This window comes from Cytophagales bacterium (genome assembly GCA_019456305.1).
In the GTDB taxonomy this organism is placed as follows: Bacteria; Bacteroidota; Bacteroidia; order Cytophagales; family VRUD01; genus VRUD01.
The window spans coordinates 50,998-77,822 of the sequence record VRUD01000005.1 but is presented as its reverse complement, the minus strand read 5'-3'; the positions used below and the strand labels follow the sequence as shown (position 1 = coordinate 77,822).

The 26,825-nt window shown below is 36.2% G+C and carries 22 protein-coding genes and 1 pseudogene; 9 read left to right on the top strand and 14 right to left on the bottom strand.

What is annotated here, in order from left to right; translation table 11 throughout:
* Nucleotides 1-9 precede the first annotated feature (9 nt).
* Nucleotides 10-1,521 carry an HD domain-containing protein gene (locus FVQ77_01995; protein ID MBW8049114.1) on the bottom strand — a complete coding sequence of 504 codons (1,512 nt, stop codon included), beginning with the start codon at nucleotides 1,519-1,521 and terminating at the stop codon, nucleotides 10-12.
* A gap of 101 nt (nucleotides 1,522-1,622) precedes the next feature.
* Nucleotides 1,623-2,210 carry a threonylcarbamoyl-AMP synthase gene (locus tag FVQ77_01990; protein ID MBW8049113.1) on the bottom strand — a complete coding sequence of 196 codons (588 nt, stop codon included), beginning with the start codon at nucleotides 2,208-2,210 and terminating at the stop codon, nucleotides 1,623-1,625.
* Between the two features lie 39 nt (nucleotides 2,211-2,249).
* On the opposite strand from FVQ77_01990, the gene FVQ77_01985 reads away from it, so the two are divergent.
* The 5 genes from FVQ77_01985 to FVQ77_01965 all read left to right on the top strand — a co-directional run bounded on the left by FVQ77_01985 (nucleotide 2,250) and on the right by FVQ77_01965 (nucleotide 7,544).
* Complete coding sequence (locus tag FVQ77_01985) at nucleotides 2,250-2,477, top strand: hypothetical protein (protein ID MBW8049112.1); 228 nt, start codon at nucleotides 2,250-2,252, stop codon at nucleotides 2,475-2,477.
* A gap of 131 nt (nucleotides 2,478-2,608) precedes the next feature.
* Nucleotides 2,609-4,375, top strand: coding sequence for a hypothetical protein (locus FVQ77_01980; GenBank protein MBW8049111.1), 1,767 nt, complete (start codon nucleotides 2,609-2,611; stop codon nucleotides 4,373-4,375).
* 57 nt (nucleotides 4,376-4,432) lie between these two features.
* Nucleotides 4,433-5,092 carry a hypothetical protein gene (locus tag FVQ77_01975; GenBank protein MBW8049110.1) on the top strand — a complete coding sequence of 220 codons (660 nt, stop codon included), beginning with the start codon at nucleotides 4,433-4,435 and terminating at the stop codon, nucleotides 5,090-5,092.
* 52 nt (nucleotides 5,093-5,144) lie between these two features.
* Complete coding sequence (locus FVQ77_01970) at nucleotides 5,145-5,807, top strand: hypothetical protein (protein MBW8049109.1); 663 nt, start codon at nucleotides 5,145-5,147, stop codon at nucleotides 5,805-5,807.
* Between the two features lie 3 nt (nucleotides 5,808-5,810).
* Complete coding sequence (locus FVQ77_01965; protein ID MBW8049108.1) at nucleotides 5,811-7,544, top strand: T9SS type A sorting domain-containing protein; 1,734 nt, start codon at nucleotides 5,811-5,813, stop codon at nucleotides 7,542-7,544.
* Nucleotides 7,545-7,584: 40 nt separating this feature from the next.
* On the opposite strand, the gene FVQ77_01960 is transcribed toward FVQ77_01965, so the two are convergent.
* On the bottom strand, nucleotides 7,585-8,601 hold the full coding sequence (locus FVQ77_01960; protein ID MBW8049107.1) for a type IX secretion system membrane protein PorP/SprF: 1,017 nt from the start codon (nucleotides 8,599-8,601) through the stop codon (nucleotides 7,585-7,587).
* Here FVQ77_01960 and FVQ77_01955 point away from each other — a divergent pair.
* Nucleotides 8,585-8,701: pseudogene (locus FVQ77_01955) on the top strand (nucleoside triphosphate pyrophosphohydrolase). The gene FVQ77_01960 and the pseudogene FVQ77_01955 overlap by 17 nt on opposite strands.
* Before the next feature lie 168 nt (nucleotides 8,702-8,869).
* Here FVQ77_01955 and surE read toward each other — a convergent pair.
* A complete protein-coding gene (surE, locus tag FVQ77_01950; GenBank protein MBW8049106.1) occupies nucleotides 8,870-9,652 on the bottom strand; it encodes a 5'/3'-nucleotidase SurE in 783 nt (260 codons plus the stop codon).
* A 60-nt stretch (nucleotides 9,653-9,712) separates the two neighbouring features.
* A complete protein-coding gene (locus FVQ77_01945) occupies nucleotides 9,713-11,116 on the bottom strand; it encodes a hypothetical protein (GenBank protein MBW8049105.1) in 1,404 nt (467 codons plus the stop codon).
* Nucleotides 11,117-11,308: 192 nt separating this feature from the next.
* Here FVQ77_01945 and FVQ77_01940 point away from each other — a divergent pair, with 192 nt between their 5' ends.
* The 3 genes from FVQ77_01940 to FVQ77_01930 all read left to right on the top strand — a co-directional run bounded on the left by FVQ77_01940 (nucleotide 11,309) and on the right by FVQ77_01930 (nucleotide 14,887).
* The gene (locus FVQ77_01940) at nucleotides 11,309-12,640 is read left to right on the top strand and encodes a hypothetical protein (GenBank protein ID MBW8049104.1); all 1,332 of its coding nucleotides are present in this window, start codon (nucleotides 11,309-11,311) and stop codon (nucleotides 12,638-12,640) included.
* A gap of 204 nt (nucleotides 12,641-12,844) precedes the next feature.
* On the top strand, nucleotides 12,845-14,167 hold the full coding sequence (locus FVQ77_01935; GenBank protein ID MBW8049103.1) for an ATP-binding protein: 1,323 nt from the start codon (nucleotides 12,845-12,847) through the stop codon (nucleotides 14,165-14,167).
* Between the two features lie 291 nt (nucleotides 14,168-14,458).
* Nucleotides 14,459-14,887 (top strand): endonuclease domain-containing protein, encoded by a 429-nt coding sequence (locus tag FVQ77_01930; GenBank protein ID MBW8049102.1) that lies wholly within the window; start codon nucleotides 14,459-14,461, stop codon nucleotides 14,885-14,887.
* 133 nt (nucleotides 14,888-15,020) lie between these two features.
* Here the strand turns inward: FVQ77_01930 and FVQ77_01925 are convergent, their stop codons facing one another.
* From FVQ77_01925 to dnaG, 9 genes are all read right to left on the bottom strand, one after another.
* On the bottom strand, nucleotides 15,021-15,209 hold the full coding sequence (locus FVQ77_01925) for a hypothetical protein (GenBank protein MBW8049101.1): 189 nt from the start codon (nucleotides 15,207-15,209) through the stop codon (nucleotides 15,021-15,023).
* A 43-nt stretch (nucleotides 15,210-15,252) separates the two neighbouring features.
* Nucleotides 15,253-16,311: a hypothetical protein gene (locus tag FVQ77_01920; protein ID MBW8049100.1), complete on the bottom strand. Its 1,059-nt coding sequence runs from the start codon at nucleotides 16,309-16,311 to the stop codon at nucleotides 15,253-15,255.
* A 48-nt stretch (nucleotides 16,312-16,359) separates the two neighbouring features.
* Nucleotides 16,360-17,025, bottom strand: coding sequence for a hypothetical protein (locus tag FVQ77_01915; protein MBW8049099.1), 666 nt, complete (start codon nucleotides 17,023-17,025; stop codon nucleotides 16,360-16,362).
* A 431-nt stretch (nucleotides 17,026-17,456) separates the two neighbouring features.
* Nucleotides 17,457-19,223: a tetratricopeptide repeat protein gene (locus FVQ77_01910; protein MBW8049098.1), complete on the bottom strand. Its 1,767-nt coding sequence runs from the start codon at nucleotides 19,221-19,223 to the stop codon at nucleotides 17,457-17,459.
* A 373-nt stretch (nucleotides 19,224-19,596) separates the two neighbouring features.
* Nucleotides 19,597-20,838 carry a bifunctional 3,4-dihydroxy-2-butanone-4-phosphate synthase/GTP cyclohydrolase II gene (locus tag FVQ77_01905; protein MBW8049097.1) on the bottom strand — a complete coding sequence of 414 codons (1,242 nt, stop codon included), beginning with the start codon at nucleotides 20,836-20,838 and terminating at the stop codon, nucleotides 19,597-19,599.
* A 46-nt stretch (nucleotides 20,839-20,884) separates the two neighbouring features.
* The gene (locus tag FVQ77_01900) at nucleotides 20,885-22,156 is read right to left on the bottom strand and encodes a glycosyltransferase (GenBank protein ID MBW8049096.1); all 1,272 of its coding nucleotides are present in this window, start codon (nucleotides 22,154-22,156) and stop codon (nucleotides 20,885-20,887) included.
* A gap of 307 nt (nucleotides 22,157-22,463) precedes the next feature.
* Nucleotides 22,464-23,678 (bottom strand): glycosyltransferase family 4 protein, encoded by a 1,215-nt coding sequence (locus tag FVQ77_01895; GenBank protein ID MBW8049095.1) that lies wholly within the window; start codon nucleotides 23,676-23,678, stop codon nucleotides 22,464-22,466.
* Between the two features lie 10 nt (nucleotides 23,679-23,688).
* Nucleotides 23,689-24,843, bottom strand: a complete 1,155-nt coding sequence (locus FVQ77_01890) for a glycosyltransferase family 4 protein (GenBank protein MBW8049094.1) — start codon at nucleotides 24,841-24,843, stop codon at nucleotides 23,689-23,691.
* A 47-nt stretch (nucleotides 24,844-24,890) separates the two neighbouring features.
* Nucleotides 24,891-26,780, bottom strand: a complete 1,890-nt coding sequence (gene dnaG, locus FVQ77_01885; protein MBW8049093.1) for a DNA primase — start codon at nucleotides 26,778-26,780, stop codon at nucleotides 24,891-24,893.
* Nucleotides 26,781-26,825: the final 45 nt, after the last annotated feature.

The following is a 26,825-nucleotide window of genomic DNA, read 5'->3' as shown; positions in this document are numbered from 1 at the left end:
AATTTACTACTACTTCGTTTGCTTCTTACGCTCCAACCCCATTCCCCTGCCCACTTTCAGCATATAATCATAAGCTTCGTGAAAATCATTATTAATTTTTCCATCCAAAATAGCCTCCCGCACCGCAATCTTTATATCACCTATTAGTTTGCATGGTTCAAGGTCAAAAGCTTCTATGATATGCTCACCTCTCACCGGAGGCTGAAAGTTTCTGAGCTTATCCTTTTTTTCTACTTCGCACAGTTTCTGCTCAACCTTGTCAAAATTATTAAGAAATTGTTTTACTTTGAGATCATTTTTGGATGTAATATCTGCCCTGCACAATACCATCAAAGCTTCAAGCGCATCTCCTGTTTCAAATAGCAAACGCCTGATTGCAGAATCGCTAATATTATCTTTAACTAATGCAATGGGCCTGAGGTGTAAGCGTACCAGTTTTTGTACGAAACGCATCTTTTCGTTGAGCGGCAGCTTCAGCTTTCTGAAGATATGGGGTACCATTTTAGCGCCCCTATCATCATGACCATGGAAAGTCCATCCAACCTTTTCATCAAAGCGTTTAGTCAGAGGTTTTGCAATATCATGAAGCAGCGCAGCCCATCTTAACCAGAGATCATCAGATTTTTCAGCAACATTATCAAGCACTTGTAATGTATGATAAAAATTATCTTTATGAGACCTGTTGTTGATGGTTTCAACCCCGCGAAGCTTAATCAATTCAGGGAATAGTTGCTCTAATAACCCGCAATGAAATAATAATTTAAATCCATAAGATGGTTTGGTAGTAAGAATGATCTTGTTCAACTCATCTGCAACGCGTTCTTGTGAAACAATCTCTGTGCGTTGTTTATTTTTACTGATCGCTTGAAATGTTTCCGGTTCAATATCAAAACTCAGTTGAGCGGCAAACCGGATAGCCCGCATCATTCTTAAAGGATCATCAGAAAAGGTAATATCGGGGTCTAATGGCGTTCGTATTATTTTATCTTCAAGGTCTTTAAGTCCGTCAAAAGGGTCGTGTAAGTTCCCATAATTTTTAGCATCCAGGCTTAATGCCAAAGCGTTAATGGTAAAATCCCGTCTGTTCTGGTCATCTTCTAACGTGCCGTTTTCAACGATGGGCTTACGGGAATTACGTTGATATGATTCCTTTCTGGCGCCTACAAATTCTAATTCAAGTCCATTAAAACTTATCCTGGCAGTGCCGAAATTCTTAAAAACGGCAACCTTGACTTCCCTATTGAATTTCGGACTTGAGATTTGGCCTGCTTGCCGAAGCCCTTGAGCAGGCAGGGATTTGGAATTTTTTAGATTATTGAGGAGGGAAAGTTTATTTGCTACATTATGAGCTAATTTAATGCCACTTCCTACACAGACGATATCAATATCTTTTGAGTTTTTTTTCAACAACATATCTCTCACAAATCCACCTACAACATAGGTGTCATAATTGAGATCAGAAGCACATTTGGATATAAGCTGGAAAATTCCATTTTTCTTTAACTCTTTCGAACAGTTCATATTTCTTTAATCTTTTATTCTATTACCGATATAAAAGCCTTTTACCCCTGATTTTACTTTGTTGATTATTTCCTGACTCATAGCTTTATGTGTTCATGTATTCATTCCCTAATAATTTCAATTTTTCCATCCAATTCAATCCTAATAATTTTAGACGGTTTCATGTTGCTTTGCCTGTTTTGTTGCCAATTTACCACATAATCAACCTGATTCAAAATTCTGTCATCTATTTTCCTGAAGTTTTTCGGTTCGGGATTACCGCTTAAATTTGCTGAAGTAGAAATAATCCCACGCCCGTGACAATTTATTAAAGCCATTAAAAATGAATCTTTAACTATCCTTAAAGCCAGGCTCCCGTCTTTGGCAGTCACATTTTCAGGTAAATTTCTTGCCTGGGAGTTCACCCTGTGGAATTCCACTGGGTAAATAATTGTCAATGGAGATTGTGTATTTTCTATAAGATCAACAGCTTTTGAAGGAACTTTAGCAACATAGGTAGTCAGCATAGCTAAACCTGACACTAAAACTATCAACCCCTTGCTATCTTCACGCTTTTTGATCTCATAGATCCGCCTGACAGCATGATCATTTTCCGCGTCACAGCCAATACCCCACACCGTATCAGAAGGATAAAGAATGGTTTTGCCTTGCTTTAGAAAACCGCAAATCTTTATTATTTCCTTATTCATCTTTATTACGAATTCAGTTACAAAGTTAAAGAATTTTTTTTGAATCGTTTTACCATCATGGATGTTTTAAAAATTATAGCCAGCACTTTAAATGATCAGGAAATCAGGCTTCTTGAGGAACAATATATATCCGATAATAGTACCAAATGCACTACATTTCTTAAAATTGTTATAAGTAAAGATCATTTTACCGATGAGCAAGCTCAGGAACTGTTATATAAAGGCAAAGATAGTGTTGGTTATGCTCGTTTGAAATCAAAGATATAAACATTACAAAAAAAATAAAAAAAATATCAATTTGTTTTTTGTTAATAAAAGTTGTTTATATTTATGCCGTTAAATACTTACTTTTAACCAGGGATTTGGTCCATTTTTTGACATAAACCCCTTACAAAATTATGAACACAAAAAAATTATTACTTTTCGCACTTGCTATGAGCTTTGGTTGGATAGCCCAAAGCCAGAATACTGCGCCCATTAAAGAAAATGGGACAACAGTTTACGTTGCGGACTTAACAAAAAAGTTTGTAATCGGTGATTCTATCAATGCAAAATCAATGTTGAGAGTAAAAGGTATACCGGTGGCACAAGATAGTATGCCTGGTTCAGGACAGGGACATGGGCAGGGTGGTGGAATAGGATTGATAAAAGAGTTCAGCTACGTGTTACTTGACAGAGAAGGAAATTTTTTCCAGTCAAAAGAGAAATTTGTACCTGGCGGGCCGTCTGGTTTTGCCGGTCCTCCGGTTTTTGCTGGTGCAGGAGGCGCATGTATTGCCGGCAATGCATGGCGGGAAAGTCCGTCTGATGTGAAAAAACTTTTCTTATGTAATAAATATCATTTCCTCGGTATTCGAACTCAAAATCCGGAAAAATCGCTCCATATCGTTAGTGTTCATTCTAAAGGCGTGCCAGGTGACATATCTTCTCATCAAGGGATGAGATTAGAGCACATTTATAAAGATTTTGATTTAAATCTTACCGCAGTCTCTAAATGGGATTTAGAACCATTTGTTGATCCCATTACTTTTGAAAAGAAATTCCATTTAGGCATGCCAGGGAATCCTTTCTTTACTATTAATGAAAACGGCTACGCAGGAATTCGAGAGACCGATCCAAAAACCAGCTTATCAATAACCCCATCAGATTTAGGTGCAAAAATTACGCTATGGGATGGAGGTTCTTTAACTGACCATTATGGGTTTGGTATCAGTAACAAAGCAATAGGCGAACCTGTGCCAATCCTTATAATAAGGAAATTAAATTACCATATCGGTGACGTTTTAGGCGCTCACGTTTTTTATGCAGGTGGAAAAAATGGTGATGGTGTGGAATTAATGCGGATCAAAGGCAATGGACAGATTGGGATTGGAGAAAATTTAGTAGTTCCTATTGGTTTTAGATTTGGTGTATCTGGCAGCGGATACTTTAGTGATAAGCTTGCTGTTGGTACTACTACTGCTCAAAATATTTTACATCTGCATCGGCAAGGCGAAACTCCAGTATATGCTTATTTCACTAATGAACACACTGAAATAACAGGAAACGGGCAGGGTTTCAGGATAGGTATGTCGGCATTCGGTCACGCGGAATTGAGATCACATCATCCTGAGGGAGCCATTAAGTTTTATACTACAGACGCATCTGATAATTTTACAGAGAAAATGAGGATAACAGATGACGGCCGTGTTGGTATAGAAGAAACAAATCCACAAGCTAAACTTCATATTAAGGTAAACAATGATAACGACATAGCATTTGCTGTTTATAAAGGCAGTACAGAGAATTTTCGTATAACTGGGGATGGCAGATTCTTTGCAAGAAGTTATAGAATAAAATTAGGCAGCTTCCCTGATTATGTTTTCAGTGATTCTTACAAAAGAATGACTTTTGCTCAGAAAGCCTTGTACTTCAAAAAATACAGACACCTCCCTGGTTTAGAACCTGCTGAAAAAATTGTAGAGGATGGACTTGATGTAGGCAATACATTGGTTGGCCTTACAACAAACGTTGAGGAAAACTCTTTGGATATTATTGATATGGATAAAAGAGTATTAACTCTAGAAAAAGAAAATCAGGAATTACATGAAGAAAATGATTTATTGAAGAAAAGAAATAAAAAGGTTAAAATAATAAAGATTGGTTTTATTGAAATTCGTTTTTGATATGCTTAAGGTTATTTCTAATTAAACTTGCTCGTTATCAATTGTTAATTTGAGAAAATGAATGCAAAAAAATCGACTTTCATATTCATTGTTTTGGCACTTTTTTCATTTAAAATATATGCCCAAAAAATTGATAGTTTAATTGCTTATAAAAAGAAATTAACTTTGGGATTTTATTTTTTGCCAGGAATTTCAACAATAAATAGAATCGCAACAAAATATAAACCATTTGTTAAAGACAATTATTCAAGGATTTCTTTTAACGGAGGTTTAGAAATCAAAACAGAATTAAAAGAAGATAGATTTTATTTACAATCCGGAGTTTTCTTATTTGACAGGGGATATAAAATTAATTTTGTATATACAGATTCAAGTGGAATACCAGCGGGAGAGTTAAAAAGCTCTGAAGTTCAGTATTATTTAGGTATTCCTATATCATTTATTGTTAAATACAGGTTATTTTACGGGGGAATTGGAATAACTTTCAATTATTTTATCAAGAGAAAATTTATCGTGAATAAAGTAGTTATTAGTACAGAATCACCCGATTATTTAGTAACTAAATTTTTAGTTGGGATACTATTAAAATTAGGGATAGAAAAAGAGATAAACGACAAATTAAGTATTAGTTGGGAATTGTATGTGAGTCCAACTTTCAAGAAAAGATTTATGAATTACGGAATTGGACTTGGAGTGAATTACAAATTGAACAATTGAAAAAATTTATATAAAACTCAATTGTTTAAAATGATTTTTAATTTTTCATGTTATGAAAAGATATACATTAATACTAATTCTTATCTGTATTAATAGTTTTATTAATTCATATGCACAAGATAGTTTATTTTTTGATCACAAACATAGAATAAAAATCTATCCTACTCAATTCATTGTTAACGAAATTGCTTTGGGTTATGAATATAATATAAGTAATAATAAAGCTATAGAATTATCCTTTGGTTATAGTTTAGATCAAATATTTATTAATGACAATTTTTATATAAAAAATCATCTTTCTGAGTATGATAAAAAATTAGCATTTAAGCTGAATTATAAATTAATATTAGATAAATGTAGCTCACCTAAAAAACGAGTTTTTATCTCATCAGCAATATATTATTCTTATTCAATGTACGATACTAAAGAGGTCAAATACTCCTATGGGTTTAGTAATTTTACTGTTAATCAATCTGAAATTAGAAAAAGATCAGGAATAGATTTTATATTTGGGAAAGAATATGAATTTTTAAAAAGGGTTGTATTTGAGTATTTTATTGGAATTGGGATATCTTATAATAAATATATAATTGTCATATATAATTCCGAAAATATTCTTGATGCTGGGCCCTATCCTTATACCGAGAGGCAATCTAAATTTTTACCTTCTGCTCAGTTGGGTATTAAAATAAGTTTACCATTAATAATTAAATAAATTATGAATTATAAAGCTTGTACAAAATCAAGAATATTATTGCAATATATCTTAATTATATTTATTTTTAATATTGATATATATTCCCAAAATTTAATACATAATGCTGGATTTGAGGATAACACGTCTAATCCTGATAGTGATTCACAAGTAGACAGATTAGAGGTTTGGACAGATGATTTAGCTAAAAGGCCTACTTTTGGACCAACCACCCATTGGTTACATTCCCCTGATTATTATAAAATGTCGCATTATGGATTGAGAGAATCAATTGGTATAGGAGGTGCGTCTATAAATGTTACTCCACACTCTGGTTCAGGATTTATTGGAATGGGTAGTGCTGAACTTATAGAACAAAAGTTTTTTGTTAATAATGAGTTAAAAGAAGGAACAGATTATACATTATCTATGTTTATTAGAATATTTGATGGTACCATTTGTTGTTTTGGTATTAGTGCTTTTGATAGTGATTGGGATAGAGTTGTAGGATCACTAGATTTTTATTTGTCAAAGGGAAAAATTAAATATAAAAATAACAAAATTAGTGATTTTACGTGTGATGACGAATATGATGACTTTAAAACTCTACATTCATTCACAAAAATTGGCACGATTCCAATAACAAATAATTTATACCCATCTGGACAATGGCATCTTGTTTCATTTTCATTCGTAGCACCAAGTAGTGACTTTAACTGGATAGGTTTTGAAATACCTGCTGTCGCTTGTGGTACATATCTTGTAATCGATGATGTATCTCTTGTTGAAAGTTGTCCAATTGGAAAAGAATGCAGCAGAACTTTTGGAAATATTTCCCCTATTTTTAAAAGCACTTTGATGGCAGATAATGAGCCTTTTTGTGTTTCCAGTATCAATAATGTAAGTTTTGCTAAATTAGAAATAATAGCCCTTAATGGTACTATAATCAGAGTATATGAACTTACTATTCCAAATGGTATTGATTTTGATATATGCTGGGATGGCAGAACAAGTGGAGGGAATATTGTTGCAGCCGCTCTTTACGATTATAGATTAATATTAAGCAACGACTGTAAAACTCAACAATATACTGGCAAACTTTCCTATTCAGGAGGTATCACAATAGATCCCATTGATTACTCTGATAAAATTATTCTAAGTACCTGGAATGTTACTCCTATACCTTGTTGCTTAGAAGAGATTGAAATAAGTAACCAAACTTTAATAGGTGAACTTGAATATGTAGCAAAAAATTCTATTACATTAGGCCCAAATGTAACTATATCTTCATCTTCGGTGGTGCAATTCACAGCTGGAACTGAAATAATTGGTTTACCGGGAATAACAGTTCAAGTTGGTGCTGATGTTACTGCTACAATTCAACCATGTGGAAATTGTAGGTTTTCTAACAATGCGGATTCGGTAAATAACAAAAATGAAGATCAAAATATATTTATCGAGAATAAAAATACAATCCTTGAAAAAAACACAATCGCCCGCCCCGTCATAGCCGCTCTCCCAAACCCTTTCAAGGTTAACGTTATTTTTGAATATGAACTTGAGCAGGATGGTCCTGTAGAACTTTTCGTATCAAATATACAAGGCAAAAAAATAGAAGCGCTTGTAAACGAAACAAACAAACCTGCCGGCAGGCATTTGTTTCTGTATTATGCCTCGCATTTGAAACCGGGCATTTACCTCTACACGCTTAAAACCAAAGATTATTCCATAACCAAAAGATTGGTAGTGTTGAAGTAAATTTCAATTTTTGCTGCTTTCTTTTTTCAAATCGAATTTACTAAATCCCCGGCACAGGAAAAGTTCCTTTATCTCTTTTAATGATCTTTTTTATATCGTATTCAAACTCATAAATCAAGGATATTTCATGCGAACCCATTGCAACTGTTCTTATTTTTGAAATAGTGATGTCATAGCTATATCCAAAGCTGAAATTATTTTGCTTATACCCGGCCAAAACAACCACAGCATCGTGATTTGCATAGTTATTGTCATATAGTTTTAATGGGTTTCCCCTGTACCAGAATCCCAGTACGAGTGGTTCATAATGAAAATGCACTCCCACATCCAACTGGTCAAATTTCCCCTGTTTTTTATACAATATGGCAGGGGCAATATTCAGCGCTTTCTCACCAAAAGACTCGTTTTCGACAGGTATCATAGTTCCTGCGTGTATTGAAATTTTAACAGGGTTTCTGCTTATTACATCATCTGTAAATGATTGATCCGGCCTGTTTAAGTGATGCAAAGCGATGCCCAACCATGATTTTTGAGAATATAACAAAACACCAGTTGAAATATCGGCATAGCTTACATTTGTATTGCTGAAAGTTTCTGACGTACCATTATACGTATTACCAAATTCATCTAACTGATCGCCAAAAGTAAGGTCATTCAAGCTAATCTTGCGAAAATTGTATCCAAGCTGAATCCCCGGTTTGAGAATGATCTTTTTAGAAAGTTTTAACGTATAAGCATACAAGAAATTCACCTCATTTGAAACTAAGCTCCCTCCTCCGGCCCTGTCGGTAACAAACATAAATCCTGCTCCACTATTATAATTGTCATAATTCTGGTCAAGTGAAAATGCATAAGTATTATATGCCTTCGAAAGACCTAACCATTGCATCCTGGCATTAGTAATAAATCTTGCTTTAATAGTTTTACCTGTAAAAGCCGGGTTCAAATACAGCGGGGCAGCGTAGAATTGTGAAAACTGTGGATCCTGGGAAAGGCAGTTGGCAGTAGGCAATAGGCAGTAGGCAATTGATAGCAATATGATGATAAGTTTTTTCATTGTGATCGTTAACTCGAAACTCGAAATCCGAAACTCGAAACTCGAAATCCGAAACTCGAAATCCGAAACTCGAAACTCGAAATCCGAAACTCGAAACTTGAAATCCGAATGTCATTGGTTATTTGTTTGTCATTTGTCATTTTTCCCACTTATCCATCCCATCACTATTCGTCTGACCACTTTCCAATACAAATTGCGGCCCCCCGTTGAATAAAAGACCCAGTTAAATAGAAGAAATTTCACTGGGTAAAAATTCAACGGGGTAAACTTAGTGATCGGACGATAGTTCCCATTCATCATTCAGAATAGCAATGGCATGGTGGGCCGTAAGGTCAAATTCACAGGGGACAATTGAGACGTAATTGCTGGTCAATGCAAATTCATCTGTATCTTCGCCTTTATCCAGATTGATAAAATCACCTGTCATCCAGAAGTAGCTTTTGCCTGATGGGTCTTTACGTTCAATAAATTCTTCCTTCCATTTTGCCCGGGCTTGCCTGCAGATCTTTATTCCTTTTATAGGGTGGTTTGACTTAGCAGGTATATTTACGTTCAGCGCCACGCCTTTTGGCAAAAAAGTTTTTAGCACCTGGAGGGCTATCTTTTTCACAAAACTTTTACAATGTGAGAAATCAGCATTATGGTCCATGTCGCATAGAGAAAAACCGATGGCAGGCATTTCTTCTATAGCAGCTTCAATAGCAGCAGACATAGTGCCTGAATACAAAATACTAATGGCTGAATTACTTCCGTGGTTTATACCGCTCACTACCAGGTCCGGGGCTTTATTTTTTAGCACAATAGTTTTGGCTAATTTTATACAATCGGCTGATGTGCCTGAACACTCATAGGCTTTTATATTTCCAAATGTATTGACCTGATTTAATCTGAGGGTATCGTTAATGGTGATTGCATGCCCCATCCCGGATTGAACTTTATCAGGAGCCACCACGATTATGTCTCCCAGATCAGTCATTATTTCTACTAAAGCTCTCAAACCTTTAGCGTTGATACCATCGTCATTTGTTATAAGGATTAATGGTTTAGGCATATTTATGGTTTACGATTTACAATTTACATTTTTGGAATTAGGTGGTAAAGAAACCAACAGTCATTTTTCACAAAGATGAATTGTTTTTAGCTTTTTGGTAGCTGACTTGTTCACTAAGGTTTCGGCTTTTTTGGATATTGGATTTGCGTTTCCTTCTACGCCTCCACTTTTAGTGATCGTATCAGGTTCAAAGTTTTTTTTGGGATGATTTTTCTTTTCATTGCACCCGCCACTATTTCCATCTTGATCTGTTTTAATAAGGTAAACATCAGCTTCTTTAGCGCCATAATTACTGCTTTCTCCTATAATTATAAATCCCTGATCAGCAGTTTTTTGGACACAGAATCCATAATCAGTATTTGTGCCGCCATAAGTTTTATACCATATTATACTCCCGGAACTATTGAGTTTTGATAAAAACACGTCTGCTTCTCCATGACCATAATTATCAGTATATCCTGAAATAATATATTCGTCATTTTTAGCAAGAACAGAAAGAGCATAATCGGGGTTTTTACCACCAATGATCTTTGACCACGATACTTTTCCATAAGCATCGGTTTTAATTAAGTAAGCATCTTCTTCCTTTCCACCATGGCCAAAACTAAAACTACTACCACTGATTATATATCCACCTGTAATTGTCTGTTGTATCGAGCGGCCGTAATCTTTTCCGGTACCACCATAGGTTTTAGTCCACTTAAGTTTTCCATACTTGTCTATCTTTATTAAGTAGAAATCAAAATCTCCAGCTCCAAAGCTTTTCGATTCGCCTACAATAATATAACCACCTTCCTTTGTTGGTATTATTGAGCGGCCAACATCCGTGCTTCTACCACCGTAGGTTTTTGACCATTGCAAATTTCCCCTGGTATCTATTTTAATCAAAAAAACATCAAAGCTTCCAGCTCCAAAACTTTTAGTTTCACCAAGGATCAAAAATCCCCGATCCTTAGTCTCAAGAATATCATAAGCATAATCATTATGGATACCTCCATAGGTTTTAGACCATAATAAATCCCCAGCATCATTTATTTTAATTATATAAATATCTGATTCTCCTGCTCCAAAACTAAAGGTGTATCCTGCGATGATATACCCGCCTTCTTTTGTATGCAGTACACTACGTCCGTAATCACTACTTTTTCCTCCAAAATTTTCAGACCATAATATATTCCCTCTTTCATTGGTTTTAGTGATAAACAAATCGGTACTTCCAGAACCAAAACTTTGAGATTCTCCCATAATAATATACCCTTTATCATTGCATTGTTTTACATCCCACCCTGTGGTAACATGGTCTGCTCTGAGAGTAACTTGAAATTTAATCTGGGACCAGGCATTAAAATGAACTGAAAAACTGCCACATAGACACAAAGTCACAAATAATTTGTGAATTACAGAAACATCTTTTAACTGTAAATCCCACTTAACGAGTACTGATTTTTTTGATTCTAAATTCATAATTACCTTTTTTAATAAAATTTGGTACTAAGTAATACATACATTTTATGCAAATGCAAAAATATAAGTAAATACAAATATTAACGATTTATTTGTGATTCATTGTAAAATAAATTCTATTTTTGGGAAAACACAGATTACACACCTGTGTGACCCGACAAGTCGGGATGCGTAGCACAGATTTTATAAAAAATGAAAAAATCAATACCAACTACAAAGTACTTTTTTATTATTCTGATCGCATTTGCTATTTCAGCATGTGGCAGTTCAAAAAAGTGTTACCAGAAAGGGCAGTATGATATGGCAATAAGAAAAGCTGTTAAAAAGCTTAGGAAAAAGCCTACCAAAGAAAAAGAGATATTAGTACTTGAAAAAGCATTCAATAAAGCTAACGAGCGTGATAACGACAGGATAAACTTTTTAAAGCTAGAAGGCAGTCCCGAGATGTGGGATGAAGTTTATAGTATATATTCAAGAATGAAAAACCGCCAGGGATTGGTTAAATCAGTTGCCCCTCTTGAGATTCCCAGTACGGGGAGAAAAGTGCAATTCAAGTTTGTGAATTATGACGAAGAGATAATCAATGCCAAAAAGAAAGCTGCAGAATATTATTATACCCATGCCTTAGCCCTCATGGAAAAGGGCGACAGGGAAAATGCAAAAAAGGCATACTCCGAGCTTCTACGCGTAAAAAAGCTTTTTTCAAATTTCAGGGATGTTGATGAACAGATCAAAAAGGCATTGGCTCTCGCCACGCTAAAAGTAGTGACCGAGCCGATTCCCATGCATTCCAGGACCTTGAAGCTCAGCAATGAATTTTTTGACAATAAGATCAATGAATTCCTGGATCAAATGCCTGCGAGTGAATTCGTTCGTTTTTATACGCAGCAAGAAGCCAGAGCCCTTGGATTAGAACACCCTGACCACATCATCAAGCTCGAGTTTGATGATTTTGTGGTCGGACAAACACTGATAAAAGAAAAAGAAATCCAGCTTCGTAAAGATAATGTGATCATGGGAATTAGAGAAGGCAACCAGGTAAAGACAGGGAATGATAAAGTTACTATTTGCCATATTCCAGCGGGTAAACCGGAAAATGCTAAAACCTTGACTATACCGGTCTCTGCCTGGGAGGCACATTCAAAACATGGCGATACTCTGGGAGCATGCAACAAAAGTGGTGCATCTAATAGCCAGCAAATTGAAGTAGTATATGGTACGGTGAAAGCCACTTTATATCATACTACAAAGACTATCATATCAAAAGGGCTGCTGGATTTTCAGATTTTAGACTATCGTACCAATAAAGTGCTAACCCATGAAAAATTCCCCGGTGAGTTCGTATGGGTATGTGAATGGGGATATTTTAATGGAGATGAAAGGGCGCTGAATGCCAAACAAAAAAAATTGATCAAAAATAAAAAACTTCGCCCCCCTCCGCCACAAGACCTCTTTATTGGGTTTACAAAACCAATCTATAATCAAATCACTGTTAAGATCAGGGAGTTTTATAGGAATTATTAGCGCATGGGGCTTAGATAACATAGAATAGGAGATTTGAGACGTACTGATTTCTCATCACAAATATTCGGGATCAATTTTAAAAATAACCTTCAAATTATTAAATCATTACCTTTTATACAATACAAAATGTTCTTAGGAAAAATGTATTGATACTACAAAAAGTCCTAAGAAAAAGTGTATATTTGCGTCAAAAACTTACAATATATGCAAAGATCGGCTCTCAAACGACTATTAGAATGGAAAGTTTCCGGTTCACGTAAGCCCCTTATTATAAGAGGCGCCAGGCAAGTAGGAAAAACCTGGTTAATGAAAGATTTTGGAGAAAGGGAATATGAACAATGCGCATACATTAATTTTGAGAGCAATAAATTGCTTAAAGACCTTTTTGTACAGGATTATGATATAAAACGAATACTTAAAGCGCTGGAAATTCAAACAGGAATTAAAATAAATCATGCCAATACGCTGATTATCTTTGATGAAATACAAGAAGCAGAGGGAGCTATTACTTCCCTGAAGTATTTTGTTGAAAATGCTCCTGAATACCATATATTATCAGCCGGTTCTTTGCTGGGAGTTTCATTGCATAAAAAAACATCCTTCCCTGTTGGAAAAGTTGAATTTTTAGACCTTTACCCACTAAACTTCACAGAATATTTAGAAGCCGCAGGACAGGAGAACTTACTGGGTCTGTTGCACGAAAAGGACTGGAAACTTATCAGGCAATTTAAACAAAAGTATATAGAACAACTCCGTCAATACTATTTTATAGGAGGAATGCCCGAACCGGTTTATCAATTCACATTGAATAATGATTTTGATGAAGTAAGGGCGATTCAAAAACGAATATTAGCTTCTTATGAACAGGATTTTTCAAAACATGCACCCCATGAAATTGTTCCCCGGATCAGGATGCTATGGAATTCTATACCCGCTCAAATGGCAAAAGAAAACAGAAAGTTTATATATGGCTTAATACGGCAAGGAGCAAGGGCTAAGGAATATGAGCATGCTTTATCGTGGCTTGTTGATTGCGGATTAGTCCACAAGGTACACAAAGTGTCAAAGCCGGCAATTCCGCTAAAAGCTTATGAGGACTTAAAAACATTCAAACTGTTTTTTGCCGATATTGGATTGTTAGGTGCAATATGTGATATAGATGTAAAAATTTTACTAAAAAGCATCGGTATTTTTGAAGAATTTAAAGGAGTGATAAGTGAGCAGTTTATATTACAACAACTTATTTCAGCATCAGGATTGAACCCGTTTTACTGGTCATCTGAAAAATCAACTGCTGAAATAGATTTTTTATTACAATATCAGGACAAGTTGATTCCTGTTGAGGTAAAAGCAGAAGAAAATTTACAGGCAAAAAGTTTGAAGTTTTTTGTTGAGAAATTCAAACCAACCCTGGCAATCAGAACATCTATGTCGGACTATAGAAAAGAGGACTGGTTAGTCAATATACCTCTTTATGCTATTTGCGGATTGAAGGATTTCATTAGAAATAACCTGCAATATATATAAAAAAGGATAGGTTCTATTGCATGAAGGCACAGGCACAGATTTAAAAAGATTACACAGATGGAAAAAGAACGAAGAGACTCATTATTAGATAACAGAGAATACCAGATTTGAGACGTGAGATTTCTTATCCCGAGTATTGGGGATCAATTTTGAAAATAACCTTCACATTATTAAATTATCAAATTTTGTAAGGTGTCGCCTCACCCCCAGCCCCTCTCCACTGACGTGGAGAGGGGAGAAAAAATGGAGAGGGGAGAAAAGGTGGAGAGAGATAAACTATTAAAAATGAATATGAGTATTTCTAAAAAATTTAACTCATCTGATTCACCTCTTTACCTAACTCGTAAAGGTGGAATAAAAGGAAACGAGGTGGAAAAAGCACGCCAGCTTCGTAAACAAGCTACAGAGGCAGAAAAGATCCTATGGCAAGTATTACGTAACAGGAAACTAAACAACCTTAAGTTTAGAAGACAACATCCTATAGCTTCATATATAGTTGATTTTTATTGTGCAGAAGTAGTCCTTATAGTGGAACTAGATGGTTCAATCCATACTATTCCTGATGAAAAAGATTATGATGTTGCACGACAGGAGGATCTGGAAAACATGGGATACAGCGTACTGCGTTTTACAAATACACAAGTAGAAAAAAATATAAATAATGTTCTCTCTATAATTAGCAAAACAGCAGAAGAACAAAAAAAGACTCTTTCCCTCTAACCCCCCTCACCCCCCAACCCCCTCTCCACTGGCGTGGAGAGGGGGTTGGGGGGTGAGGTAAACGCACTCAATTATGAAAAACCTCTACTTTTACCCTTTGATTTTTGCTCTTTGGCTTTTGTCTTTCGCAGCCCTATCCCAAACCCCAAAAGCTGATTCCCTCCTCCATACCCTTGAAAACGCCAAAACAGATACAACAAAGATCAAGCTGCTCAACAACCTCGCCTGGTTCACCCCGTTGGATAACAGCCAATTTTAACTTTATAGCTTTAAAAGCAAAATATCCTACGGGGTAAACAGGTAATTCATTGTATAGCGCCATTTCAAAAAAAAATCGACCCGCAAGCTGGTAATTATCAAATAAATTAATCTCTCACGCAACGGACAGAGTAACCCAACTTCTTACTGCTGATGCCCCTGTTGCCCGCACGGCCGTCAGCGTAGCTCATGAACCGGTCGATGCCACTCGTAGCATTGCCCTCAGTAGAACTCCACCAGTAACCTAAGTCGCCAATGCCGAGGAACGTACTACTGTAACGGCTGCCACCCGGAAGGGCTGTCAAACCGGTTTTATTTCTGTACGTTGGATAATCGGTATTGCCAATTGCTCCTGTGTTTGTTGAGGGTGACCACAGCGTTGTAGATGCTAAGGATTTTGCTATTTTATTTCCCGTTGTTGTGCCATCGTAATTATAACCGTTTGCAATTAAATAATTTTCAAGTGTTGTCCACTCGGCATCGGTGGGCACATGCCAGCCCGCGGGGGCTATATTTCTGCTATCGTTTACTGAATACCAATTGTATAACCTGCCATAAATTGTTGAATTATTTGTATCGTTATTATAATTGCAGTAAGCGCCTGTTGTAAGGCTACTCCATGCTGTGTTATCGGTAACATTGGTTATTGCTGAACCATCACGATATTTCGTGGTTTTTAAATTCTCTGCCATCCAGATTTGAGTTCCAATTCCTATGGTTTGGTATGTATTTCCGTCAATATCAGTAACTGTTCCCGTTGTAATAAATTGAATTTGTTCCCCATATCCTGCACCTGCACTATTTGTGGCATAAGCTCGCACGTAATAAGTAGTATTGGCGATTAAACCTATTACAGCACTTGTAAAACTGCCTGCGCCAGTACCATCGGTGGTTTTACTGTCGGCTATGGTAGGAGTTTGAAATATACTCCAGCATACGCCTCTTGCTGTTACTGTATCTCCTCCATCGGAAGTAATATTACCACCACAAGAGGCAGTGGTTTGTGTAATATTGCTTACAGCAGAAGTTGCCAAAACAGGTACTTGTCCAGTCGGTGCCGGTACCGTGTCGTCTTTTTTGTCATCTTTCTTACAGCTATTGGTAAGAATTAATACTAATCCCATTATTATTAATGGGAAAATCCAAATTTTGTTTTTCTTTTTCATGTTAATTTAATTTAAAAGTATTCTCTAATTTCATTGTTAAGTTGCTCTCTAACATCCTACTCCGATTCTTTTGAATTCTTTTCCAGTCCAGAGGTAATAATATCCACCTTTTTCGAAAAAATCAAGTGATATAAATTCGTTTGAGAAAATATAGGTACTATCAGTTGCCATAGTTTTTATAGTTTCAGGTTTGTGTTTATGAAGGCCACTATAAAATTTTGTATACTTAATATCAATATTAGGTTTTCGTTGAGCAACCAAGCTGTCCACAACCATTGATTGAAATTGTCCCCTTATTTTATCCAGAACCACAATAATTGTTTTTGTTCGTTCATTTTTTGTTAGCATTAATGCAAATTCATTATTACCATCTCCATCAAAGTCACCGGTTATGAAATACGGAGAATCACTTTCTTTATAAAAATAGCACCAGTAATTGTCGAAGAAATCAGAATTTTTAGCAATTCTATAATTTGGATATAGCTTTCCTAAACTCTGCCTTATTTCAAGTGGAACGTCTATATCTTTTCTGTCTAAGCACCTATCTTTTTCAATTGACGTGTTTGGTACTGAGTCTCGCTGATTTTCTTTTTCCGATACAGGTGTAATTAATTTTTCTCTTTTAATCTTAGTTATAGGGTCTTTTTTTTCTGATTCCGAATTACAAGCATAGAAAAACGCAAGTACTATCAATATGTAAAGAGTTCTATTCATTTAGTAGAGAATTGATGATAACTCGTTATATGCGTGACAAATATACCACTATTATATCGTTTCACTAAAATAATAACAAATAAAAAATAATTACTATCCTCAATTATTCATAAAATCCCAATTTCAAAATCCCAAGCTCAAAATAAATCCCAAATGAAAAATCCCAATTTCAGAACACAAAGTTACGATTTTCTGCTTATAATCATTCTTTTCCCGAACAGCAATAATCTTTCCTGTAAATCGTATGGCTTTTTTTCTTGAGTCATTTAATTCTTTTTTTGGGATTTAGGTTTTGCCCCGCACATAAATTTTAGATTAAATGGTTTTCTCTGCACACTCTATTTATGTGCGGGGTTGGGATTTATTTTGGATTTTGAGCTTTGGATTTGGGATTTTATTTGTTTCATCTTAAAGTTTAGGAATAATATAGGTTAAATGTTATCCTTTTTATGAAACGCTATACTACTACTCCCCTTCCTCCGCTTTCTCGGATTACCAATCCGAGCTACAGCCCGCTTCTTCTTTGCTCTGTACAGCCTCTCCCTCAACTTTTTTTCAAAAATGTACTGTATGGGAAATATAATTAATACCACCACGGTATTGATGAGCACTTCGTATATGGGCTGATCACCTGTGAAGCCTTCTGTCCAGGGTTCAGTGAGCTCGGTGATGAACTCAAACAGCAGTACAAAAGGTACAAACGACAAAGCATTGACTAGCCACCCGGGCATTACAAAATTACCGAGAAAGATAATTATTGTAAGTAATACAAATATACCGATGGCGATTGCACCATTTTGCAGGTTGTTTCTGTGTGATGTTTCTTTGGCTTTCTTTAGTTCCTGCTCTTTTTCGCGCTGCTCTCTTTGTTTGAGCGCCATTTTGAACTCAAACTTACCTTCTACCTTGCCAATGGCTTTTGACATGGCGTTGTTGTGGACCGTATCGCGCATTTGTGTGTAGAGTTCGTTGTACTCTATAGCTGTTGCATAGCGCTCACCATACTCCCACAAGCCCTGTTTTTTGGCTTTTTTTGCCATGGCTTTGTATATCTTGTGCAGGCTTCCGGCAGATCTCATTATGTTTTCAGGATAGCCAAGCTCCTCTGCTATGAAGAGTGAGCGCGTGCAGTAGTCTGCGGCAGTGGTATAGTCTTTACGTTCAAGATAAATGAGCCCTATGAAATTTAATGAGTAGGCGATGCCACGTTTGTAATTGATCTCTTTTTGTATTTCTAAGCTTTGCAGGTAATATTCCAGCGCCTTGTCTGGGTTACCCTGGTTGTAATAGATAGCGCCTATGTTATTTAATGAGTAGGCGATGCCTTGTTTGTCATTGATCTCTTTTTTTATCTCCAGGCTTTGCAGGTGATATTCCAGCGCCCTGTTGAACAAACTGTCGCGTTTCATCCCGATTAAATCGGGATCATGGTTGCCCTGGTCGTAATAGATATTGGCTATGTTATTTAATGATCTGGCGATGTCTTGTTTGTCATTGATCTCTTTTAGTATCTTTAAGCTTTGCAGGTAATATTCCAGCGCCTTGTCAGGGTTACCCTGGTTTTTATAGATAAGGCCTATGTTATTTAATGAGGTGGCGATACCTTGTTTGTCATTGATCTCTTTTTGTATCTCTAAGCTTTGCAGGAAATTTTCCAGCGCCTTGTCAAGGTTGCCCTGGTTTTTATAGATCATACCTATGTTATTTAATGAGGTGGCGATGCCTTGTTTGTCATTGATCTCTTTTCCTATCTCCAAACTTTGCAGGTAATATTCCAGCGCCTTGTCTGGGTTGCCCTGTACATTGTGAATATAACCTATGTTGTTGAGGGAGGCTGCTTTTGCTTTTTTAAACGCGAGCAATACTGCTCCTTTGCTGCGGGGGATGTTTTTTTCGGCAATATCCAGCGCTTGCCGGTTGTATTCAGGCCATACGTTGTCGTCATATATGTTTTCAACAATTTGAAGTAGAATATTTACTCGGGTGGTATCGTGGGTTGCGTTTTTGAGAGCGTTTTTGAGGGAATCGAGCGCCTCACTCCCAGCCTCCCGAGTACCCGGGAAGAGGGGGGTAGATTTGTGATCTTGAGAAGTAGTGTCAGTTTGAGTGAGTGATGCGATTAATTGAGAATTGTCAGGTGGCTTCAATATTAAGCTGCCTGCGTTGGCTGCTATGATAAATATGATTAGTTTTTTCATCTGTACCTAAAAATCTAAATTAAAAAAAACAACTTAAATTGTAATCATTATTAACATCATGCATCAAATTATCAGTTACTGGATGCTGGTTACTGGGTGCTGGTTGACCCTATTATTATTAATTTTTGCAACATATTGTCTTAATGCAGCTCTTTATTCACAATAGGACGTACTTTTCCTCTTTTTGATTTAGATTTTTAGGTGTATATATAATGCTAATCCCGCTATTTGCAAGCCTGCCGAAGTGTTCAGTTGTAATTCGGTTGTAATTCGGTTGTAATTCGGTTGTAATTCGGTTGTAATTCAGTTGTAATTCCATTGAATTGCCATTGAATTACCATTAAATTACTATTGAATTACTATTGAATTACTGCTACTTCTTCCCCCTTCTTTTTTTCTTCTTTTTCAAAATATCATGCCCCATTTTATCTCTTTTGGTGGTCAGGTATTTCTTATTGTGTTTGTTGGGAGCAATTTCAAGGGGGATGGTTTCAACGATCTCCAGTCCATAGCCCGTGATACCGGCTCTTTTTTTAGGATTGTTGGTAATTAATTTCATTTTTGAAACGCCCAGGTTGCGTAATATCTGGGCGCCTACACCGTAATCTCTTGCATCCATATCAAACCCCAGGAGAAGGTTGGCTTCTACTGTGTCCTGTCCCTGTTCCTGCAATTTATAGGCTTTAAGTTTGTTAAGCAGTCCGATACCTCTGCCTTCCTGGTTCATATACAATACCACACCCGTGCCTTCCTTGTCAACCAAACTCATTGCATTGTGGAGCTGTTTGCCGCAATCGCACCTGCAGGAGCCAAAAACATCTCCTGTAACACAGGATGAATGTACTCTAACCAGCACCGGTTCATTTCTTTCCCATTTACCTTTAATTAGTGCAAGATGAATACCGTCAGTATTTAATTGTTTAAAAGCCACAAGATCGAAGTCTCCCCATTCGGTAGGCAATTTTACAGCTATTTCTCTTTTAATAAGGCTTTCTTTTTCAAGTCTGTATTTGATCAGGTCCTTTATTGTAACCAATTTTAACTTAAAACGGTCTGCTATTTTTCTCAGGTCTGGCATGCGTGCCATCGTGCCGTTTTTATTCATTATTTCTACCAGAACGCCTGCAGGCTCAAAGCCGGCTAACTTTGCAAAATCTATGGCAGCTTCAGTATGTCCTGTTCTTCTCAACACACCTCCTTTCATAGCTTTCAGCGGGAAGATATGTCCTGGCCTTCCCAGATCATCGGGTTTGGTATTAGGATCAACGAGCGCTTTGATGGTTTTTGCCCTGTCGATGGCAGAAACACCAGTGGTACAGCCTTTTGTTAACAGATCAACCGAAACAGTAAACTGGGTTTTATTGGGCGCTGTGTTTTTACCCACCATTAGGTCAAGATCCAGCTCTTCACAGCGATCCTCTTCAAGCGAAGCACAGATAATCCCGCGTGCTTCTTTTGACATAAAGTTTATAATTTTTGGGGTTACGCATTCAGCAGCACAAATAAGATCACCTTCGTTTTCCCTTTCTTCATCATCTACTACAATGATGATCTCTCCGTTTTTGACTGCGTCTATGGCTTGCTCTATGGTGTTGAGTTTTATTTGTTTATTCATAGTAAGTGTACCCGAGTGCCCGGGGTGAATTGTCAACTGTCTATTGTCAATTGTCTATTGATTCTTGATTTCGTTCCGTAGGCTGCCAGATATTTGTTTTAACGCCCAATGAAAACTTTATAAAACCTACCAACAAGGCTAAGTTCATATAAAAGAAATGAAATATAAACCTAAATAGTTTCCAATTGATATTAATTATTTTTAATACAATATCTAAAATAACAATACATAAAGCAGCTAAGAGCACGCATAGTGTTATTTGATAAAAAATGTAATAATTCATTAGGAGTAAATTTGAAATAAGGGCAACAATTATAAAAAACGGAGTATACCATCTAAGCACTTTATGTGATAAAAAAGCGAAAGATTTTCCTGTGAAAGGTGGCCATAATAAGCCTTTATAGACGCTCAGATTCTGGAAATTACCTGCCGAAATTCTTACCTTTCTCTTGAATTCTTCAGAGGGCTTAACCGATACATCTTCATAACAATTCGCTTCGAGTTCGTTGATAGCTTTTTTGTTGTTACTTAATACATTCATTGATATGTAAAAATCATCCATCAGGTAATTTCGGGGGACGGGAATAAAATAGTCCCTAAGGATTGAATAACAGCCACCAAAAGCACCAATCATTGATCCCCAAACAATGCCCTCCTGGTATTTCATCTTGTTTTCGCGAATTTGATAAGCCTTTTCCTGGAAAGAAATACCTTTGTGTGATTTTGGATTTCGAGTTTCGAGTTTCGGATTTCGAGTTTCGAGTTTCGGTTTTCGAATTTCAGATTTCGGATCCAGGCTAACGGTTTTATGTAAAATGTTCCCACCTACCTGCGCTATTTCCTGGTTTTTATAATGTTTCACTAAGTGATATATCGTATGAAGTTCAAAAAACACATTCGCATCAGTAAGGATCATTACAGGTGATTTTGAACAGCTTGAAAGTTCGTTGATGATTGCTGCTTTTCCTCTGCGGCCTGAAAATCGAATCAGTTGCAGTTGAGAATATTGCTGTTGGTATTTTTTGATGATCTCATTAGTTTCATCTGTGGAAGCGTCTGTACCAATATAAAATTTGATCTTATTAACCGGGTAACTGGTATGAAAAGTAGATCGGATCTTCTCTTCAATGACTTTTTCTTCATTGAATACAGCCAATAATATATCTACCTCAGGCAAATCACTATCTTTTAGTTGATAAATAATTTGATTTTGTTTTTTGTTGCTGCTTAACAACTTTAGCAGTAATGGATATAGCAGGTAAGTGTGAGAAACTAAGAATACGGATAGCCAGAATAAGATTAAAAGTATGATAAGCATTAAGAATTAGCTGTTAGCTTTTAGCTTTTAGCTTTTAGCTGATAGCTGTTAATTTCAGTGTAATAATGAAACTGTTGATCATCCGTTGCTCTTCATGCAACCCTTCAAAAAGCTGTTAGCTGTTGGCTGTTGGCTGTTAGCTAAAAGCCAAAAGCTAATAGCTAAAAGCTAACAGATTCCATTCCTCGTTCCCAAATTTTCAATCTTCTAAAGTTCTTCATTTTGATTTTGTGTTATCAAATCTATTGCTAAAAGCTAAAAGCTAACAGCTATTAGCTATTAGCTATTAGCTATTAGCTATTAGCTATTAGCTATTAGCTATTAGATAATTGTATAAATGGATAAATCTCTTAATAATAATTTCGTTTTTGTATTTTTGATTAATTAACTGTCTTGCATTTTTTCCAATTAACAGACCTGGAGAGGTATCCTTAAAATAGTTGGCGATAGTGTCAATCCATTCCTGCGGTGTGTCGCAAATTAAAATATTCCTGTCATTTTCGCAATCTATTCCTTCTGCTCCAAGAGAAGTAGAAATAATGCATTTACTGAGAGCCATGCCCTCTATGATTTTTATGCGCATTCCACTTCCTGAGAGAAGTGGTACTACCATCAGGTCATGCTGCTGCATAAAATCAGAAGCGGAATCCACAAATCCGTGAACATGTACATTTTCAAGATTTAGTTTGAACAAATAACCAGGTGTGTCCTTTCCTGCAATATGCAAAGTAATCTCCGGGAGATTTTTATGAACCGCAGGCCAAATATGTTCCAAAAACCATTCAAGGGCTTCAAGATTTGGCATCCAGTTCAAAGCGCCTAATATAAAAATACTGTTTGGTTTGGTAATATTATTATTATTATTTTTAAATCTTTCCAATTCTACCCCTGCCGGTATATATTCAATAGGAGTAGTACAGCCTAATTGCCTCATACTTTGTTTATCATTTTCTGTGATGGCAGCGATCGCATCAAACTTATTAAGATATTCTCTTTCAAAATCTTTTACTCCTCTGGCAAGTTTTTCTAAATACCATTTTTTAAATATTTTTTTTTCGTTATATGCTAATCGTGCCCAGATTTGATATTCTAAATTGTGTGAACGTAATATTACCGGAATATTGATATTTTTTTTAATTATATCTACATACCAGGCTACAAAAGTTCCCTCTATTTGTATCAGGTCGTATTCTTCTGATCGTAAAAGCTGAATTAAAGTATTTTTAAATTTTTTAGAAATAAATCGTTCAATGTTGTATGGCATTTTTCTGAATAGATTTAAGAACGCGTTAAATACTGAGATGTTGGTGTTTACAAAAACGGTTTTTAGCAATGCTATGCCATCTAAGACATTATCCGGCTGAAAATGTTTGGGCGTATTAATGGCAAGAACAGTGATATTGTGACCGTTCTTAGAAAGATGGTTGATCACATCAAACATAGCAATAGCGCCACCGTCATCAGGAGGATATGGTACGCGTGGACAGATTATGAGGATCCTCAATTTGAATTTTTTATTCATAAGTTTTGTGCTATGCGATAACTTTTTCTATACATTTCCATAGTAAATCTGCCGTCTTATCCCACGAAAATTTTTGTCTCTGTATTTTACCTTTATTGATCAGCTTTTTCCTTAACTTTTGATCTTTTGCAACTTTCATCATTGCATTTGTTATGGAATCTGTGGAGGCAGGATCTACCAAAAGTACAGCATCACCTCCTATCTCAGGCATGGAAGTCACATCTGAGGTAATAACAGGGGTTTCACAATACATTGCTTCCAAAACAGGAATTCCAAAGCCTTCAAAATTTGATACATAAGTTAATGCAAGGGCAGATGCAATTACGTTGTTAAGTTCAATTCCGGATAATCTATTAATAAAAGTCACCTCATTTTTAAATTCCATTCCCTGGTAAGCGAACTGCATTTCTTTTGTCCACCATTTCTTTTTACCCACTATCAACAGTTTTATTTTGGCTTCTTCGGTATTATTTGGGGGTTTCTCGCTCGAAATAAATTTTTTAAACGAATCAAAAGCTATAAATAAGTTAGCCAGATTTTTACGAGGATGTAAAGCTCCTATAAATAAAAAGAAAGGTGCACTATGAGTGTATTTTTTTCTACAAAGCTGTTTTTCCTCTTTAGATATGGGTTTAAAGTTTTCATTTGCCCCATTATAGACCACATCAATTTTGTCCGGATCAACATGATATATGTTGATTATATCATTTTTAGAATATTGTGAGACAGTAGCAATCCTTGCTGCTTTTTTGGCAAATTCAGGGAAATAGGACTTGTGATATTTTCTTACAAGCCAGGGCAGGTCTTTGGAAAAATGTTCAAAATTCAGATCATGGATCACGGCCAATGATTTTACATCTGTACTCAAAGACAAATAACCATCTTGTGATAAAAATAAGTCAGCTTTGTATTTTTTCAATGCTCTCGGAACAGACCATTCAAACCATGAATACCACAAAAAAGGATGGCGTGCCTGGGGGGCTATCACCACAGGAGTTATATTCTTAGAAAATATAAATTCTTCGGAATATTTCCTGTCAAATAAAAAAGTAAAGTGATGTTCGGGATGAAGCCTGGTAACTCTCAATAAAGTTTCATAAGTAAACCAGCCAATTCCGTCTAATTTATTTGTAAGTAGTAGCCTGGTGTTTACAGCAATGTTCATGGCGCGTAGCGCATAGCGTAGAGACGCCCAATTTGGGCATCTCTACGCTATGCGCTTACAACAATATTACCCAACTCCGAAGCAATTTTCCGCTCATCTTCTTTTAGTTTTAAATGTACTTTCTGGAGCTGTTCAATTTCTTTTGTATTTGCCGTTTTTTGCATTTCGCTTTTATTTTCATGTTCCCACTTCTGTACATACCTCATCTTTAAGCGTTGTATAGTTTTATGTGTGATGCTGGCTAATATGTCCTTATCTTCAGGGACATCAATTTTATGTTTCTTCTTCCAGTTTTCGCTAACCACATCTTGTTCAGACAGCAGATTGATCGCTTCATTTTTTATACCTTCATCTTCATTTTTTAAGAAAAAGTTTTCATCAGGAATATTTCCTTTACCAAGCTCACTTTTTATGATATTGAGCATTTTGGAGTAAACAGGAGTTAGAAATTCCAGACCTTCTATTTGCTCTAATACATACTCTATAAATTTCCTTTTTTCATCTATTTTAAAAGACGCATAAAGCATCATGAATTTTATCAGCTCCCCCTCATATAAAAAGATATCCTCCTCCGGATCATCTTTTCCTGCTTCTTTTGTTGGAAACTCATGAGGAAAAGATGCTTTTCTTTTTTCACCCAGTTTTTTATGTAGTTCATAGGCTAATGTATTCTCATCAATTTCTAAAAGTTTACTGCATTCTTTTAAGAATATAGTTCGTTCAGTCGGTCCTGGTATTTTTGAAATGCTTGTAACCACTTCCCGAATAGTTTGAGCTTTTTTAGCCGGATCATTGCCGGCATCTTTGAGATAGAATTCGGTGATAAAAGTGATGAAGTTTTTTTGGTTATTGAGCAAATAAGCTTTAAAATCCGATGTGCCTTTTTTATTAAGATAGCTGTCCGGGTCTTCATCCTCAGGAAACATTATTATTTTTACATTCAGTCCTGCTTCCAGGATCATATCAACCCCCCGGATAGATGCTTTTATGCCTGCCTCGTCTCCATCATATAAAATTGTTATATTTTTAGAAAATCTGGCAATCAACCTCACTTGGTCTTCTGTAAGCGAAGTGCCTGATGAGGCAACAACATGATGTATCCCAGCCTGGTGCAACGAGATCACATCAGTGTAGCCTTCCACCAAATAGCAGTTATCTTCCTGCCGGATTGCCTGTTTTGCCTGGTATATGCCATACAAGACCTTGCTTTTGGAATAAATTTCCGTTTCAGGTGAGTTGACATATTTGGGTTGGTCTTTGGCAGATTTCAATATCCTGGCTCCAAATGCGATCACTTTTCCTGCCTGGTTATGGATTGGAAAAATTAACCTTTCCCTGAACCTGTCGTATTGCTTTGCTTCCTTGCGAATTATTAAGCCGGCTTTCTCAAGCATATCAGCGCTATGGCCATTTTTCAGAGCCACAACGCTAAAGGCATCCCATTGATTCAGGCTATAGCCTAATTGAAAATCCCTGATGGTTTTTTCGTTATATCCCCTTTCTTTTAAATATGTCATGCCTATTGATTTCCCCTCCGGATGTTCAAAAAGCAGCTCCTGGTAATATTTACAAGCATAACTCATCACTATGTACAAGCTCTCTATTTCGCTTTGCTGCTTTAGGTCTTCATCTGTAAATTCATCTTCTTCAACCTGTATTCCATATTTATTGGCTAAGTATTTGAGCGCTTCATAATAACTAAAACCCTGGTATTCCTTTATAAAAGATATGGCATCGCCTCCTTTTCCACAGCCAAAACATTTAAAAATACCCCTTGCAGCAGAAACCGAAAATGAAGGGGTCTTTTCGTTATGGAAAGGACAAAGTGCCTTCATATCTTTACCCTTTCTCTTTAAAGGTACAAAGTCATTGATAACATCTACGATGTCTATGGCATTGTGGATCTGGTCAACTGTTTTTTTAGAGATATTGCCCATTTTAGGTAGTTGCTGGATACTGGTTGCCGGAAAAATGTAAAAATA